The sequence below is a fragment of the Streptomyces sp. C10-9-1 genome (genome assembly GCF_024497955.1).
GTDB lineage: Bacteria > Actinomycetota > Actinomycetes > Streptomycetales > Streptomycetaceae > Streptomyces > Streptomyces sanyensis.
Genome location: NZ_JANHKP010000009.1, coordinates 193,700 through 209,360, shown reverse-complemented (window position 1 = coordinate 209,360; position 15,661 = coordinate 193,700). Strand labels below are relative to the sequence as shown.

Below are 15,661 nucleotides of genomic sequence, written 5' to 3'. Positions count from 1 at the left end.
TGGCGCGGGCCGGCTTCTGCGACTGTCCGGCCGCAGGGAGCGTGCGGAGAACGGGGTTTCCACCTGCCGAAGCCCACGTGCGTCCGGGGCGGTGCGGTCGCACACCCTCTCGTCCGCCGCCGCACCGCATCCGCGGGAACCGGTGAGCGTGATCGGGCTTCGGCTGCCGGCGGGTGCGGTGGAGCTGGTGGGCCGGTGGGCCGGTGGGCCGATGGGCCGATGGGCCGATGGGCCGGTCGAGGGTGGGGACCACGAGTGCCCGGTCCTCGGGCCACGCTCCACGCGTCCGCGCCGACCTGTCCGTTGCCGGTTCCTCGTCGCGCCGGGTCCGTGGGTGCCCCCGCCTCTGGGAGTCTGCAAACGGGCCGACATCGGGAAAAGATTCCCGACGGACTGTTATTTTCTGTCACGGGGAAACCACGGAGGGACGCCATGCCGAAGCAAGAGAGAGCTGCGAGGACTCATGAGCGGTTCCTGGACGCATCGGCCGACGAGTTCGCGCGGCACGGCTACGCCGGAGCGAACCTCCAGCGCATAGCGGCGACCGTCGGGATGACCAAGGGCGCGCTGTACGCCCACTTCCCGTCCAAGGACGCCCTCGCGGCCACCTTCACCTCGGTGTTCGACCGGGTCTGGCGCGAGTTGCTGCAGGAGGTCGACGACGGCGACCCCCCGCTGACGAACCTGTGCCGCATCACGGTCGGCTTCGCCCGCCTGATGAACACGGACGCACGGTTCCGCGCCGGCCTCCGCCTCGTGCAGGAGGAGGCCGCCACCCGGGGAGGGCTCCCGGAGGTGGTGACGGACCTGTCGGCCACGCTGACCCGGCTCATCGGCGATTCCCAGGCGCGGGAGGAGCTGGTCACCGGGCACTCTCCGGAGCTGATCAGCTCCCTGGTCCTGTCGTCGGTCTTCGGCGCCTACTACACCGTGCCGCCGTGCGGGCCCCGGGACGGTGCGGAACAGGTCTGCCGGCTGTGGCAGTTGCTCTCGCCGCAGGCTGCCCTGGCGGCGTCCGCCGCCCCGTCCGCGGAGGTGCCCCTCGCGCGGGAGACCCCGTGCTGCCGCGCCTCGTACGCTCCGCAGGCCGGGCGGCACCCGGGTGCCGGGGAGCCCTGCCGGTAGCCCCCGTCCGCTTCCGCCCGGCGAGCCGCGGGCCGGGAACGCGGGCCCACCCCCGCCGTGGGCACGTGGTCCCCGCTGCGCGGGCCTCCGCAGGGCGCCGGGGCGCCGCTCGGTGCCGTGCGCCGTGCCGGTGGGGGCGGCGAGCCGTACGGGCGGCGGTTTCGGACACGGCCCCCCTCGCGGTGGGCCGGGCGGGCGCGGGCTCGCGCTGGACTCCCCCTCTCTCAGGGCGGATTCACGCCAGTTCCTTCGGTTTCTCGCCATCCTCCAGTACGGTTCCTTCTCGACGGTAGGTCATCGGGCCACCGGCCATGCCCGAGACCGGGGGAGGCGGGGCATGTGTGGTTGCGTGGGCGGGCGGCACGACTGCCGCTCCGCGGAAGCCCGGTCGGCGACGGCCGCGGCCGCGAGGGCGCGCCCTCGCCCGGAGCGCGGGGCGACCCGGTGACGGGCCGGCGGGATTCCTCGCCGGGCGTCCTGCGGCGGCACCGTCAGGGGCAGGTGGCCGCACTCATCGGCGCGTGCGGGGCCTGTGCGCAGGCTCCCCCTCCGTGCCCGGTCCCCGCGGACCGCGGACCCCTCCGGCTCGCTGCGCCTGGCAGCCGGTCCCCGTGGCCCCGCCGCCACCGGCTCCCACCGGGATGCGGCGGCCGCCCCACAGCACCCAGGCGTGCGTGACGGCGGCCTCCGCCCGTGGGCCGGCGGGGTGGGCGCCGTCTGCCGCAGGAGGGGGGCGTGTTCCCGCCGCAGCGGGACGACGGACGGGCCGGTCGCGGACCCAGGTGCGCCGCACACGGCCTCTCCGCCCGGAGGGCGGGGCGGCTCCTCGCGGCACTCCACCCCGAAGCCGAATATACCTTCGAGCAGGTTTCAACAGAAGATGCAGAAGTTGATGATGACGGACAGCGCCGGCGAATTCTTCGAGACGCCTCCCCCGCCCCCTGCCAAGGAGCTGAAGCAGGAACGGGCGGTACGCACCCGCGAGCGCGTGCTCGCGGCCGCGGCACAGGCGTTCGCGGCCAAGGGCTATCCCGCGGTCACCATCCTGGACGTGGCCCGGGCCTCGGGGATGACCAAGGGCGCGGTCTACTTCCACTACGAGAACAAGGACGCCCTCGCGGTCGCGGTGGTCGACATGTTCCACCGCCGCCTGTCGGCGGTCGCGGAGTCCGTGGAGGAGCTGGCGCTCCCGCCGGTGAGCGCGGTCGCCGAGCTCCTCATCCGGACGGCGTCGGCCTTCCGGGAGGAGACCGTGCTCCAGGCCGGGGCGCGGCTGCAGGTGGAGCGCCAGCTGATCAGCGCCCAGCTCCCCGCCCCCTACCAGGCCTACACCGACCTGATCACCGGCTGGTTGTCGAGCAGGGAGCAGGCGGGCCCGGGGGACCTCGTGCCCCCCGCGACGCTCGCCGGTGTCCTGGTGTCCGCCTTCTTCGGTGCGCAGCACCTCTCGTGGGTGCTCAGCGACCGTGCCGATCTGATGGAGCGCACCCTCGCGATCGTGCGGACGGTCATCCCCATGGCCGAGAGCGACCTCAGACTGTGCCCGTCCGCCCCGGGGCGCCCCTGAGGCGGCCCGGGCCGTGGTCGTCGGGGCGGTGGAAGCGGGGCGGCGCCTCAGCCCGCCCGGTCCGCGGTGCGCCCGAGTGCCGTGCGGGTCAGGCGCAGTGCCGCCTCGGCGGACAGCCCCGCCCCTCGCTCGAACGCCCGGGTGAAGGCGGGCCCGCCCAGGGTCGCCTCCGCGGCCGTGGCGATGCGGTCGGTGTCGCCGCGCTCGGCCGGGGGGAGAGGCGCCCCCACGCTCCGGCGTGCCGCGTCGGCCGCCCCCAGCAGCAGCCCCGCGCAGCGGGCTGTCTCCTCGCGCCCGTGGAGGGCCGCCGCTCCCGCGAGGCCCTCCAGGGAGAGCGCCAGCGCGCGCGGCTCCGCCAGGGAGCGCGCGACGTCCAGGCCGCCGAGGTGATGGCGGACGGACAGGTCCGCATCGCCCCGCAGTTCGGCGATGAAGCCGAGTTCGGCGAGGAGCAGGTGGTCGCCCGCTTTCGAGGACACCTCGGCGTAGCCCTCGCGGATGCGCCGCAGACGGGCCTCGGCCGCGTCGAGGTCCCCGGACCGGCGCGCGCCGAGCGCGAGGCCCATCTCCGAGTGGATCTCGCCGTAGGTGTAGCCCTGCTCGCTGGCGATGCGGCGGGCCTGCTCGTGCAGGTCGCGGGCCCGGTCCCAGTCGTGTCCGAGCAGCGCGAGCCGGCCGAGCCCGGACAGCCTCGCCGACACCTCGGCCTCCAGGCCCAGCTCCCGGGCCATGCGCAGCCCCGCGCGCTGCCGGCGGGTGGCGCCCTCGTAGTCGCCGCGGATCTCGGCGAGCGCGGCGAGCGCGGAGACGGTCTGCAACTCACCCCAGGTGTCGCCGAGTTCGCGGAAGAGGGCGGCGCTCCGCAGGCCGTCGCGGCCCGTCCCGGCGAGGTCCCCGCGCATGAGTGCCAGCATCGCCCGCAGCCCCAGGGCGGCAGCGGTGCCCCACGGCTCGCCGGCCGTGCCGAAGCGGGCCAGGGCGTCGGTGTTCAGCGCGTCGCCCGCATCGGCCTCTCCCGCGCTGAACATGCCGTAGGCGCACAGCCACAGGGCGCGGGCGCCGCGGACGGGGTCGGGCACGGCGCGGGCCGCCGCGGCCGGGTCCGCCTCGGCGCGGTCGCCGGTGAGGAGCGCGAACGCCGTGTGGAGCAGGACCAGTTCCGGGTCGGCGTCCTCGGTGGCCGCCAGTACGGCCGCCAGGCTGCGCCGTGCCTCCGTGAGGCGGCCGCGCAGCAGCCACCACCAGGACAGCTCGGCGGCCAGCCGCACCGCCTGGGCGGCCCGGCCTTCGGCGGCCCGGCGGATCCCCTCGTCGAGCGCGGCCCTGAGGTTGCCGCTCTCGGCGTCCAGCCGGGCGAGCCAGGCCCGCTGGTCTCCGCCGCGCAGTCGCGGCCCCGCCCGCTCGGCGAGCGCGAGGTAGTGGCGCAGATGGCGGTCGCGTACGGCGCCGTGGTCCTCCATCTCGTGCAGGCGCTCCGTGGCGTACGCGGCGACGGACTCGAGGAGCCGGTAGCGGGGGCCGGCGGGGCCGTCCACGGCGACCACCAGGGACCGGTCGACCAGCCGTGTGACCAGGTCGAGCACCTCCTCGGCGGCCACGCCGTCGCCCGCGCACGTCGCTTCGGCGGCGTCCATGTCGCAACCGTCGCGGTGCACGGCCAGGCGGCGAAGGACGATGCGCTCGGGTGCGCTGAGCAGCTCCCAGCTCCAGTCGATCACGGCCCGCAGGGTCTGCTGGCGGGCGGGGACGCCGCGGTGCCGGGAGGTCAGGACCCGGAAGCGGTCGCCGAGGCGTGCGGCCAGCTCCCGTACACCGAGGGCGCGTACCCGCGTCGCGGCGAGTTCGAGGGCGAGGGGGATGCCGTCCAGGCGGCGGCATATCTCGGCGACGGCCTCCCGGTCGGAGGGGTCGGAGCCCTCCAGGTCCATCGGGAACCCCGGGGCGGAGGCGACGGCCCTCTCGGTGAACAGCCGCACGGCGTCGGTGGTGCCGAGGGGCTCGACCATGAACACGACCTCGCCCGCGAGTCCGAGCGGTTCCTGACTGGTCGCGAGGACCCGCAGCCCCCGGGCCGTGCGCAGCAGCAGCTCGGCCAGTTCGGCGGCGGCGTCGACGACGTGCTCGCAGTTGTCCAGGACGAGCATGACCCGCCGGTCGCGCAGGGCGGCGGCGAGGCGGTGCGCGGGCGAGGAGCCGCCCCACGCACCGGCGGCGCCCGGCAGGGCGGAGGGAGCGTCGTCCTGGATGCCGAGCGCGGCGGTGACGACCTGGGCGAGGTCGGCGGCGGTGGCACCGGCGCGGACGCCGGAGAACTCCACGCACCAGATGCCGTCGCACAGGTCGGCCGACGTCGCGTCCGCCGCACGGGCGGCGCCGGCGGTCACGGCGAGGCGCGTCTTGCCGACACCGCCGGGGCCGGTGAGGGTGACCAGGCGTGCCTCGGTCAGGAGCCGTGAGAGCTGCGCCAGTGCCTCCTCGCGCCCGATGAGCGGGGTGAGGGGGACGGGCAGGTTCGCGTGGAGGCCCGTCGCGGGCCCCGGCGTGGCCGGGGGCGCCGCCCCGGCGGGGGCGGGCCCCGTACCGGGCGGCACGGCCGGGTCCCGGTCGGCCGGGGGGCCCGCGGCGTCGGCCGGCCGGGTCCCGGGGGAGGCCGCGGCGGCGACGCCGGGGGAGGGGCCGAGGTCCGGGTCCTGGCGGAGGAGGGCCCGGTGCAGCGCGCCGAGTCCGGGCCCGGGGTCGACTCCCAGCTCCTCGGCGAGGCGGGAGCGCAGGTCCTCGTACGAGGCGAGTGCCTCGCTCTGGCGCCCCGCGAGGTACAGCGCCCTCATCTGGACGGCGCGCAGCCGCTCCCTGAGGGGGTGGCGGCACACCAGGTCGGTCAGCTCTCCGGCGAGGAGCGCGTGGTCGCCCGCCGCCAGGCGGGCCTCGGCCTGCTCCTCCACGGCGGAGAGCCGCTGCTCCGTGAGGAGGTGCGCGGGACCCTGGGCGAACGCCTCGTCCGCGAAGTCGGCGTACGCGGGCCCCCGCCACAGGCCGAGCGCCCGGGTGAGTCCTGCCGCACGGGCGGCGGGGTCGGACTCGGGGCGGGCATCGGCGAGAAGGGCGCGGAAGCGGTCGGCGTCCACCTCGTCCGTCTCGCGGTCCAGCCGGAGCCGGTAGCCCGCGCCCTGCCGTACCACACGGTCGCGTCCGAGGACCCGGCGAAGCTGGGAGACCTTGGTCTGCAGGGCGCCCGCCGGTTTGCCGGGCGGCTCGTCGCCCCACAGGTCGTCGATGAGGCGGTCGACGGAGACGGGTCCCCCGTCGTGCGCCAGCAGATCGGCGAGCAGCGCCCGGACCTTCGCCTCGGGGACCCGGACCGGCTTCCCCTCGTCGTCCCACACCGTGAGTGACCCGAGCACTCCAAACCGCATGCGATCAACGGTACATGCTGCCGCGTCAGGCAGGGGGACGGGCTCCGCGGAGCCCGTTCGGGGCCGGCGGCCCCCTGCCGTCAGCGGGCCGTCAGCGGGCCGTGAGCGGCTCCTGAGACTTTCCGGAGCGCCGGGCGGCACAGTCGTGGCTGCCGGGCGGCCTGTGCCGTTTCCGGCGGCTGAGGACGCCAGGGAAGGAGCGGCAGGCATGACCCGATACGCGGGCAGGAGGGCCGTGGTCGCCGGCCAGGCCACCGGTATCGGCCTGGCGATCGCCAAGCGCCTGGTCGAGGGAGGCGCGGAGGTCGTGCTGACGGCCGCCACGCCACGGGAACGGGCGCACGCGTGCGGCGAGCTGGGCTCGGCCGCGCGGGTGGTGGAAGCCGGTGCGCCGGGTTCCGCGGTCGCCGGCGGCGTGGACTTCGTCTTCGCCGACGGGGTCGCTGCGGCACGTTCGCTGCTGCCCCTCCTCGCACACGGCGGCGCGGTCGTGCTCACGACCGCCGCCCCCTCCTCCTCCGCGGTGCGGGCACTGGCCGCCGAGCTCGCGCCGCGCGGTGTCCGCGTCAACGCGGTGGCACCGGGCTGCATCGAGGCGCCGCCGGGCGGCTCCGCCCCGCTGCCCCCGCTCGGCCGCCTCGGCTCGGCCGAGGAGGTGGCCCGGGCCGCCCTGTTCCTGGCGGAGGAGGCGACCTTCACGACGGGTGCCCGCCTCCCCGTCGACGGCGGTCTGGAACCGCCGTGACCGCCCGGTGGCGCCGGCACCGGACCGCGGACCCCCGGCCGCGGGCACCGGGCCGCCGCCCGGCCCGGCACCCGTACGAGCACGCGCATCACGTCCCCCGACGATCCGGAGCACTCCTATGAGCACCTCACCCGACGCCGCCGTCCCGGAGGCGGCCACCCGCCCCCGGGACGGGCACGCGGAGCAGCAGAAGCTCCCGCTCTTCGCCCTCCTGGCGCTGTCCACCGCCGTCTTCATCACCAGCCTCACCGAGACCCTTCCCGCCGGTCTGCTCCCCGCGATGAGCGACGGTCTGCGGGTGAGCGAGTCCGCGGCGGGCCAGACGGTCACGATCTACGCCATCGGCACCGTCCTGACGGCGATCCCGCTGAGCGCGGCCACGGCGGGCTGGTCGCGCAAGCGGCTGCTGCTGACCTCCATGGCGGGCTTCGCCGTCGCCAACACCGTCACCGCGGTGTCCTCCGACTACAGCCTGACGATGGTGGCCCGGTTCGTCGCCGGTGTCGCGGCCGGTCTGGCCTGGGCCCTCCTCGTCGGATACGCGCGGCGTCTGGCACCCGTCCCCCTGCAGGGCAAGGCCATCGCCATCGCCATGGCGGGCATCCCGGTGGCGCTCTCCCTGGGTGTGCCCGCCGGCACGTTCCTCGGCAGCCTGCTCGGCTGGCGCACGGCGTTCCTGACGATGACGGCGCTGACGGTGCTGCTGCTGCTGTGGATCTTCGTGGCGGTACCGGACTTCCCCGGGCAGGAGCGCGGCGAGCGGCCGAGGATGCTCTACGCGCTGCGTGTCCCGGGCGTGACGCCCGTGCTGTTCGTGGTCCTCGTGTTCGTCCTGGCGCACACGATCCTGTACGCGTACATCGCCACCTTCCTCGACGACCTGGGGATGGGCGGGGACACCGACCTGGTGCTCCTCGTCTTCGGCGGCGCCTCGCTGCTGAGCATCTGGATCGTGGGGGCGCAGATCCACCGCAGGCTGCGCTCCCTGACGATCACCAGCGCCCTGCTGGTCGCCGTGGCCGCGGCGCTGCTCGGCGTGCTCGCCGACAACACGGCACTGGTGTACCTCGCGTCCGCGCTGTGGGGCCTGGGCTGGGGCGGCGTTCCCACGCTGCTCCAGACCGCGGCCGGGGACGCGGGCGGTGAGGCGGCGGACGCGGCACAGGCGATGCTGGTGACCCTGTGGAACGTCGCCATGGCGGGCGGCGGCGTCATCGGCGGCGTGCTGCTGGACACGATCGGCAGCGAGGCCTTCCCCTGGGCCGTGCTGGTGCTGATGGTGCCGGTGCTCGCGGTGGTGGCAGCGGCCCGCAACCACGGCTTCCCCGCCAAGCGGCCCGGGGCGTAGGACGGCCGGCGGCGGACCGCGGCCCGGCGTGACGGGCGCCGCGGTCCGCCGTCGGCCCCGCGCCGGGCTCCCGGCCCCCCGGGGTCCGCCGTCGGACCTCCTCCGTGCGGGGGCTCCCGGACGGCCGCCGAAGGCATTCCACTCCCCCTGGCCTTCGGCGGCTCGCCGTGCCCTCGGGGCGTCTGCGGTGTGCCCCGCCCGGGATCACATCACCGCAGGTCAGAGCGGCAACTCCTGAAGTCGTCGCCCTGACCGTGAAATTTTCCTTCGAGAAGGTATTTTTGTTCCTCATACGGAATGTCCACACCGCCATCGAGTGCGGACGGCACAAGTATGAGGGGGGCGCAGCTTTCCATGTCGCCAAGCGAGACGTGTGCGGCCGCAGAGGACGAAGTCGCGTGCAGACAGGCGTTCCTGGAGGACATCTTCGGGCCGCTCCACCGTGCGGAGCAGCGCCGCTGGGCGCGTGCCTACCTGCTGGGCCTGATCCAGGCCTCGGGAAGAAAGACGCCGAGGCGCATAGCGCGCTCCAACCCGCTCCCCCCGGCGGCAGCCCACGGATTACACCAGTTCATCAACGCGAGCCCCTGGGATTGGGAGCCGGTGCGCCGCAGGCTCGCCCTGTGGGTCGCGGGACGCACTCCGCCCCGCGCCTGGACGGTCACCGAACTCGTCATTCCGAAACGCGGTGAGCATTCGGTGGGCGTGCACCGCTGCCTGGACGCGCAGAGCGGCCGGACCGTCAACTGCCAGCGGGCCGTGGGGCTTTTTCTCGTCACCCAGGCGCACTGCTATCCGGTGGACTGGAGGCTCGTGCTCGACGAGTCCTGGATCCAGGACCCGGAGCGCAGGCTCCGGGCGCGGATACCGGACGCGGAGACCGCGCGCCCCCTGGGGGCCCATGTCCTCGACTACGCGGCCGACATCGCCGCCCGGCCGCGGCTGCCTCCCGTCCCCTGGGTGCTGGACCTCACCCCGTGCGCCAGCGCCGGCCGGGTGCTGGCGGGGTTCGCCGGGCTGAGCCTGGACGTCGTCTGCGAGGTGGAGCCCGGCCAGGTCGTGCTCGCCGGGCACCGCCCCCAGGGCGTGACCACGGTGGGCCGCCTGATGGAGACGAGGACCGCCCGCGACGGGCACCTGGCGGCCGGCCAGGCACCGGCCTGCCGGGCCAGGGCGGCGCCGATCCGAGCGTACGCGGGGACCGTCTCCCTGCCCCGGCCCGGCGGCTTCCGGGGCGGCGGTGCGAACCGCTACCGCCTCCTGGAGGTGCGCGACCCGGCGGGCCGGCATCCCGCCCGGTACTGGGTCAGCAGCCTGACGGACCGCGGCGTGGACGAGACCGTCGCGCTGGTGCGCAGCCGCGTCGCCGCCCGGTCGGCCGTCACCACGCTGCGCGAGCAGTTCGGGGTGCTCGACTTCGCGGGCCGCTCCTTCCCCGGCTGGCACCACCACATGACCATGGCCTCGGCCGCATACGCGTACCAGCACCTCCACGCCGCCGGCCCCGTCACACAGGTTCCGGCGGCAGCGCCGGCGAATCCGGCCCGAGCCGCGAGCTGACGCGACGCCGAGAGAGGTCCTGGGCACGTGAGAAACGTACTCGTGGTGGAGCGTGAGCCCTCCGCCGCCGAATCCATGATGCGCGACCTGCGCCGGCAGGGATACCTCGTACGAAGCGTCGAGACGGGCGCACACGCCCTGCGCACCTACCGCGACGCCGATCTCGTACTGCTCTCCCTGGAACTGCCCGACATCGACGGGCTGGACGTCTGCAAGTCCCTGCGGGAGGAGAGCGACGTACCCGTGATCGCCTTCACCCGCCTCGACGACGAACTGGAGCGGGTCCTCGCCCTCAAGGCGGGAGCCGACGACTGCGTGGCGAGGTCCTGGGGCCACCGGGAGCTGGGGGCGCGCATCGAGGCCGTCCTGCGCCGCTCCCGCCGCGGTACGCCGCTGCCCCGGAGCATCTCCCTCCCCCCGCTCTCCATCGATCCGCGCACCCGGGAGGTGCGCCTGCGCGAGAAGGTCATCGAGGTCACGTCGAAGGAGTTCGAGCTCCTGTACACACTCGCCGCCAGCCCCGAGACGGTGGTGTCCAGGAGGATGCTCATGGCCAAGGTGTGGGGGACCACCTGGTCGCAGACGAGCCGCACCCTGGACACCCATGTGAGCAGTCTCCGGGCGAAGCTCGGATCCAGCGGGTGGATCCTCACGGTCCGGGGGGTCGGCTACCGCATGGGCCACGCCTGGCGGGTGCCGGAGGTGTCCGCCGGCTGAACGGCCGCACGCGAGCGCGGCCCCGGACCGCGCCCCGACGGGGCGCCGTCCGGGGCCGCGCCCCGGGTCACCGCGCCTGGGCGTCCAGGCGCCGCACCAGCGGGTGCGCGGCCTCGGAGCGGTCCCCGGCCAGGCGGCGGGCCCACCACGCGGACGCCAGGTTCGAGGAGAGCAGGACGCGGGAGGCGTCCTGCCCGGCGAGCTCGCCGAGGACGGTGAGCGTGCCCATCCCCGTGCCGGTGAACAGCACCGCGCTGCCGTCGGTGAGCCTCCGGCCGCGCAGGCGGTCGCGTATCGCCTGCGCGGTCACCCGGTAGGGGTCGTGGAGCTCGCTGCCGTCCGCGCCGCGCGCCGCCGGGACGCGGACCACCGCGTCGACCCGGAGCCCGGCCCGCTCCCAGAAGTCGCGGGAGGTCTCGGTGAGCCACGGCTGGTAGGGCGAGACGAGGGTCAGGCGGGTCACGCCGAGCGCCTCGCAGGCGGCCAGGGTCGCCTGGGTCGACGACTGCACGGGGTAGCCCGCACGCGCCGACAGCTCGTCGCACAGCGCGCGGTCCCCCTCGGGCGCCAGCAGGTAGTGCGAGGCGCTGCAGGCCACCACGGCGCCGTCCAGACGCATGCGCCCGAAGGCGCCGAGGGTGTCGGGAAGCACGCGGTTGTACGTCTCCAGCATTTCCCTCAGCCCCATGTCCGGTGTTACCGGGAAACGGGAGGTGAATACGTTCAGTCGGCAGTCGAGCAGCCGGTTGAACTCGGGTTCCGCAGTCGGGTTCTCCGGGGGTACGACGATGCCGATTCTGGGCAACGAGAACAGTTCCATATCGGCACACTAAGCCTCTCCCCGAGATGTGGGGACGGCATGTCCGCGGAATTGACGGACGTCGGACACGGGGCTTGCGGCGCCTGTCCCTCTTGACATTCCCTGACAGTCCCGGACGGAGACCTGACACGCAACTCCTTGTTCTGCCCGGCCTTTTCGAGGGAGGTTGGAGCCCGAAGCCGCCGAGTCCTCCGATTTCGGCTCACCGGCCAGATTCAGAAAGAAGGAGTGAAGGCCATGGAAATTCCGGAAGGACCGAAGGGGCAGCAGACCCCTCCCTGTATATCCGATGCGACGCTGAGGGACTCCGCGCACATGGCGGGCGTCGAGTTCGGACCGCGGGACGCCGCACGCATCGCGGAGCTGCTGGTGAAGACCGGTGTCTCCCTGGTCGAGGTGGGCATGGTCTCCGGGCCGGACTCCAAGGACGCCGACCTCGTGCTGGCCACCCACGAGGCCGTCACCCCGGAGCGGAGCATGACGCTCGTGGTGGTGCGGGACCGCCGCCAGGTCGCGAAGGCCCTGGACGAGGCGGAGCGGCTCGGCGTACGCCACATCATGTACTCCATCCCCACCTCGGAGCAGCACGCCAAGCTGAAGCTGGGGTCGGCGAGCGCCAAGTTCCTGCACACCACCGCCCGTTCGGCGATCTCCCAGGCCAAGGAGCGGGGCTTCCACGTCACTTTCAGCGGCGAGGACGGCGCCCGCACCCCCCGCGAGAGGCTCGTGCCCTACGTCACCGCGGGCTTCGAGGCCGGGGCCGACCGGTTCCGCCTCGCGGAGACCGTCGCCTGCCTCTCGCCCTGGCAGATGGAGGAGGTGATCGCCGACCTCACCGGGATCGACGGGTCCGAGATCGAGATCCACTCCCACAACATGCTCGGCATGGCGGTGGCCAACTCCCTCGCCGCCGTGCGGGCCGGCGCCCGGTGGATCTCGGCGACCGTCGGCGGCATCGGCGAGCGCGGCGGGAACGCCCCGCTGGCGGAACTCCTCACCTCGCTGCGCGTGGTCCACGGCGACGCCCGCTTCGACCTGACCCACCTCACCGAGCTGTCCCGGACCGCGCTCCGGGGGGCCGGCCTCGGCGAGGCCTTCCAGCCCGGGCCGACCACCGCGCACGCCTTCGCCTACGAGCTGCCGGGCCAGCTGACCCACCCGGAGGCGTACGAGACGCTGCCCGCCGAACTCCTCGGCAACGCCCGGGAACTGCGGGTACGCACCCGCCTCACTCCGGCGCTCCTCCGGTGGGCCCTCGACGGCTCGGGCGCCGAGGTCGACGTCGACGCCTTCACCCCGTGGCTCGTCGAGCGCCAGGAACGGGACGGCGCACCGCTCCTCGACCGCGACGCCGTCCGCAAGGCCGCCGTCGACTTCCAGGCCGCCTGATCCGGCGCCCGCCGGCCGGCCGCCCCCCGCCCTCCGGCACCACCACCACGACCACCACGACCTACGGAGTCACCCCATGACCACCGCCACCCTGAGCGGCATCTGCCCCGAGTGCGAGACCGACCTGACCGTGCCCCCGATCGTCCGGGGGGAGACGCTGTCCTGCCCCGAGTGCATGCTGACGCTGCGCGTCGAGGACGTCCAGGACGGCAGGCTCAGCCTCCAGATGGTCGAGGTCCAGCTCCGCGACTGGGGCCAGTGAGATGACCCTTCACGTAGCGATCGTCGCGGACCGCCTCGGCTGGGAGGAACGCCGGCTGATCGAGACCGCCCCGGAGCACGGCCTGCGCATCGACTGGGTCAACGACGAGTCCCTGTGCCTCGGCCACCCCAAGGCCCCCGCGGTGACCGGCTACCAGGCGCTGCTCGTGCGCAGCCGCAGCTACACCCGCGGCGGCCTGGTCGCCACCCTCGCCGAAGCGGCCGGAGTCCCCGTCCTCAACAGCGCGGGGGCGATCAACGCCTGCGAGAACAAGGCGGTCCTGCGCAGCGTGCTGCACGCCGCGGGGGTCCCCGTGCCGGACTTCCGGCTCGTGCTCTCCCGCAAGGACTTCGCCGCGGCTCTCGGCGAACTGGAACCACCGGTCGTGCTGAAGCCGGTCTTCGGCGGCATGGGCAAGCGCGTCACCCTGATCCGGCACGCCGACACCGCCCAGTCCGTCTACGACTACGTCGAGGACCTCGGGCACGCCTTCGAGCAGGCGTGCCTGGTGGAGCCCTACCTGGACGGCGGCACCTCGGTCCGCTGCCTCGTGGTCGGCCGGGAGCCGGTCGCCACCGCGGAGTTCGCGAGCGCGGGCGAGGACTGGCGCAGCAACGCGGCGCTCGGCAACCAGAGCCGCTCGCTGGACCACGACCCGGAGATCGGCAAGGTCGTCGACGGGGTGCTGGACGCCCTCGGACCGGGCATCTACGGCATCGACCTGTTCCGGACCGCCGACGGATACGTCGTCAACGAGGTCAACCACGCCCCGGCGTTCAGGGCCGTCAGCCAGTCCACCGGGGCGGACATCCCGCGGGCCGTCGCCCGCCATCTGCAGGAGATACTCACGTGATCCGTGTCGGAGTCGTCGGCGCCTCGGGACTCGCCGGCGGCGAACTCATCAGGCTGGTCACCCAGCACCCCGACCTGGAGCTGGCCTTCCTCGGGGGCTCCTCCAACATCGGCAGGCGCCCGGCCGAACTGCACCCGGGCCTGCGGCTCGAACTCGGCCTGGCCGTGGAACCGGTCACCGAGGACGTCGCCGACCGCGTCGACGTCCTGCTGCTGGCGACGCCGGCCCCGGTGTCGGCGGAGCTGGCCGGGCTGCTCGCGGACCGGATCCCGGCCGTGGTCGACCTCAGCGGCGCGTTCCGCATCCGGACACCGGAGCTGCACGACCGCTGGTACCCCAAGGTCGCACGGCGCACCGACCTGGCGGACCGCTTCGTCTACGGCGTGCCCGAGCTGGTCGGCGACCGGATGGCGGACGCCGCGCTGATCTCCCTGCCCGGCTGCTACGCCACGGCGATCACGCTGGGCCTGGCCCCCCTCACCCTGGGCCTGGGCCTTGACCTCGGCACCGTGGTGGTGGACGGCAAGAGCGGCTCCAGCGGCGGCGGGCTGCAACTGCGCACCGCGGACCTGCACCCGCTGCGCGCCGGTGCGATCGCCCCGTACGCCCCCGTGGGGCACCGGCACGCCGCCGAGGTCGGCGACTTCCTAGGCCGCGGCGGGCGGGGCAGCATCGGCAGGCTGTCCATGTCGGCCTACGGCGTCCCCCAGGTGCGCGGACTGCTCACCAGCTCGTACGTGTTCCTCGACGAGCCCGTGGACCAGCGCGAACTCCAGCGGGCGTACCTGCGCTTCTACAAGGAGCACCGGTTCGTGCGGGTGCGGCGGCACACCGAGACCCTGGTCCCGGTGCCCGACCCGCAGGCCGTCCTGGGCTCCAACTACTGCGACGTGACGGTGATGCACGACGAGGAGGGCGGCCGCATCGTCGTCCTCGCCGCCCTGGACAACCTGGTCAAGGGCGCCGCGGGCCAGGCCGTGCAGGCGGTGAACAGGCGGTTCGCGCTGCCGGAGGAGGCGGGCCTGTCGATGCTGCCCGTGATGCCGGCGTGAACGGAGAGAGGCCCGAACCGCCGCCGACCGTGGTCAAGCTCGGCGGCAGCTGCCTGGAGACCCTCGCCGAAGCCTGGTGGGACGACCTGGCCCGGCACGCCCGGGAGCACCCCGTGGTCCTCGTGCACGGCTGGTCCCGGCCGCTGAAGGCGCTCAGGCCGCGCTACCGCGACGGCTCGGCGATCCTGCGGGACCGGTACGGCAACCAGAGCAGGTGGACCACGCCGGAGGTCCTCGCGGACATCCGCACCGTCAGCGCCCGCCTGGGCGAAGAGATCCTCCGCCGCCTGGAGCGGCGGGGCCTCGCGGCGGAGCGGATCCTCGGCAGCGACGGGCTGGTGACCGCGGGCGAGGGCGAACGCTGGTGGTGGAAGGACCGGCAGCTGGTCGAGCTGGACAACCTGGTCGGCCCGATCACCGGCGTGGACCCCGCGCTGCTGAAGAACCTGGCACCGGGCCGCACCTGCCTGGTCACCCCCCTGGCCCGCAACGGAACCGGCCGGGAGGTGAACACCGACGGCGACCGGGCGGCCGCCGCCGTCGCCGGGGCCCTCGGCGCCGGGGGCCTGGTCCTCGTCACCGACGTCCCCCATCTGCTCGTCGACGGCGAACCGGTGCCCCGGATCACCGCCCGGGCCGCCGCCGAGTTCCGGGACAGGAAGGCCACCGGAGGCATGCGCAAGAAGCTGCGTGCCGCCGGCGAGGCGCTGGACGCCGGAGTGGGCCGCGTCGTCATCGGCAGCGCGCCCGTCACCGAACTGCTCGCCGGGAGCACCGGCACCGTCATCACCCGTACGTGAGGAGTACCGA

The 15,661-nt window shown here is 74.5% G+C and carries 13 protein-coding genes; 11 read left to right on the top strand and 2 right to left on the bottom strand.

Going from position 1 to position 15,661, the window contains the following annotated elements:
• Window positions 1-432: 432 nt before the first annotated feature.
• Both NPS70_RS15085 and NPS70_RS15080 read left to right on the top strand, forming a co-directional pair.
• Window positions 433-1,125 carry a TetR/AcrR family transcriptional regulator gene (locus tag NPS70_RS15085; protein ID WP_256524745.1) on the top strand — a complete coding sequence of 231 codons (693 nt, stop codon included), beginning with the start codon at window positions 433-435 and terminating at the stop codon, window positions 1,123-1,125.
• Window positions 1,126-2,005: 880 nt separating this feature from the next.
• Window positions 2,006-2,692 (top strand): ScbR family autoregulator-binding transcription factor, encoded by a 687-nt coding sequence (locus tag NPS70_RS15080; protein ID WP_256524744.1) that lies wholly within the window; start codon window positions 2,006-2,008, stop codon window positions 2,690-2,692.
• 47 nt (window positions 2,693-2,739) lie between these two features.
• Here NPS70_RS15080 and NPS70_RS15075 read toward each other — a convergent pair whose 3' ends face one another.
• Entirely contained in the window at window positions 2,740-6,105 is a 3,366-nt protein-coding gene (locus NPS70_RS15075; protein WP_256524743.1) for a BTAD domain-containing putative transcriptional regulator, read from the bottom strand.
• 208 nt (window positions 6,106-6,313) lie between these two features.
• Here NPS70_RS15075 and NPS70_RS15070 point away from each other — a divergent pair, with 208 nt between their 5' ends.
• The 4 genes from NPS70_RS15070 (at window position 6,314) to NPS70_RS28710 (ending at window position 10,475) form a co-directional block, all read left to right on the top strand.
• Complete coding sequence (locus tag NPS70_RS15070; protein ID WP_256524742.1) at window positions 6,314-6,850, top strand: SDR family oxidoreductase; 537 nt, start codon at window positions 6,314-6,316, stop codon at window positions 6,848-6,850.
• 118 nt (window positions 6,851-6,968) lie between these two features.
• A complete protein-coding gene (locus NPS70_RS15065; protein WP_256524741.1) occupies window positions 6,969-8,198 on the top strand; it encodes an MFS transporter in 1,230 nt (409 codons plus the stop codon).
• A 354-nt stretch (window positions 8,199-8,552) separates the two neighbouring features.
• A complete protein-coding gene (locus NPS70_RS15060) occupies window positions 8,553-9,758 on the top strand; it encodes a transposase (protein ID WP_256524740.1) in 1,206 nt (401 codons plus the stop codon).
• A gap of 27 nt (window positions 9,759-9,785) precedes the next feature.
• Complete coding sequence (locus tag NPS70_RS28710) at window positions 9,786-10,475, top strand: response regulator transcription factor (RefSeq protein WP_256524739.1); 690 nt, start codon at window positions 9,786-9,788, stop codon at window positions 10,473-10,475.
• 67 nt (window positions 10,476-10,542) lie between these two features.
• Here NPS70_RS28710 and NPS70_RS15050 read toward each other — a convergent pair whose 3' ends face one another.
• Window positions 10,543-11,295, bottom strand: coding sequence for an arylmalonate decarboxylase (locus NPS70_RS15050; RefSeq protein ID WP_256524738.1), 753 nt, complete (start codon window positions 11,293-11,295; stop codon window positions 10,543-10,545).
• 237 nt (window positions 11,296-11,532) lie between these two features.
• Here NPS70_RS15050 and NPS70_RS15045 point away from each other — a divergent pair, with 237 nt between their 5' ends.
• The 5 genes from NPS70_RS15045 to NPS70_RS15025 all read left to right on the top strand — a co-directional run bounded on the left by NPS70_RS15045 (window position 11,533) and on the right by NPS70_RS15025 (window position 15,651).
• Window positions 11,533-12,684: an isopropylmalate synthase gene (locus NPS70_RS15045; protein WP_256524737.1), complete on the top strand. Its 1,152-nt coding sequence runs from the start codon at window positions 11,533-11,535 to the stop codon at window positions 12,682-12,684.
• A gap of 76 nt (window positions 12,685-12,760) precedes the next feature.
• A complete protein-coding gene (locus NPS70_RS15040) occupies window positions 12,761-12,946 on the top strand; it encodes a lysine biosynthesis protein LysW (protein ID WP_256524736.1) in 186 nt (61 codons plus the stop codon).
• Between the two features lies 1 nt (window position 12,947).
• Window positions 12,948-13,799: a RimK family alpha-L-glutamate ligase gene (locus NPS70_RS15035; RefSeq protein WP_256524735.1), complete on the top strand. Its 852-nt coding sequence runs from the start codon at window positions 12,948-12,950 to the stop codon at window positions 13,797-13,799.
• Entirely contained in the window at window positions 13,796-14,851 is a 1,056-nt protein-coding gene (gene argC / locus NPS70_RS15030; protein ID WP_256524734.1) for an N-acetyl-gamma-glutamyl-phosphate reductase, read from the top strand. Before NPS70_RS15035 ends, argC begins: the two co-directional genes overlap by 4 nt.
• Window positions 14,848-15,651, top strand: coding sequence for an acetylglutamate kinase (locus NPS70_RS15025; RefSeq protein ID WP_256524733.1), 804 nt, complete (start codon window positions 14,848-14,850; stop codon window positions 15,649-15,651). Before argC ends, NPS70_RS15025 begins: the two co-directional genes overlap by 4 nt.
• Window positions 15,652-15,661: the final 10 nt, after the last annotated feature.

Excerpts from the sequence above, each read along its gene's own strand:
- NPS70_RS15085 (WP_256524745.1), top strand. The coding sequence starts at position 433 with ATGCCGAAGCAAGAGAGAGCTGCGAGGACTCATGAGCGGTTCCTGGAC.
- NPS70_RS15080 (WP_256524744.1), top strand. The coding sequence starts at position 2,006 with ATGCAGAAGTTGATGATGACGGACAGCGCCGGCGAATTCTTCGAGACG.
- NPS70_RS15075 (WP_256524743.1), bottom strand. The coding sequence starts at position 6,105 with ATGCGGTTTGGAGTGCTCGGGTCACTCACGGTGTGGGACGACGAGGGG.
- NPS70_RS15070 (WP_256524742.1), top strand. The coding sequence starts at position 6,314 with ATGACCCGATACGCGGGCAGGAGGGCCGTGGTCGCCGGCCAGGCCACC.
- NPS70_RS15065 (WP_256524741.1), top strand. The coding sequence starts at position 6,969 with ATGAGCACCTCACCCGACGCCGCCGTCCCGGAGGCGGCCACCCGCCCC.
- NPS70_RS15060 (WP_256524740.1), top strand. The coding sequence starts at position 8,553 with ATGTCGCCAAGCGAGACGTGTGCGGCCGCAGAGGACGAAGTCGCGTGC.
- NPS70_RS15050 (WP_256524738.1), bottom strand. The coding sequence starts at position 11,295 with ATGGAACTGTTCTCGTTGCCCAGAATCGGCATCGTCGTACCCCCGGAG.
- NPS70_RS15045 (WP_256524737.1), top strand. The coding sequence starts at position 11,533 with ATGGAAATTCCGGAAGGACCGAAGGGGCAGCAGACCCCTCCCTGTATA.
- NPS70_RS15040 (WP_256524736.1), top strand. The coding sequence starts at position 12,761 with ATGACCACCGCCACCCTGAGCGGCATCTGCCCCGAGTGCGAGACCGAC.
- NPS70_RS15035 (WP_256524735.1), top strand. The coding sequence starts at position 12,948 with ATGACCCTTCACGTAGCGATCGTCGCGGACCGCCTCGGCTGGGAGGAA.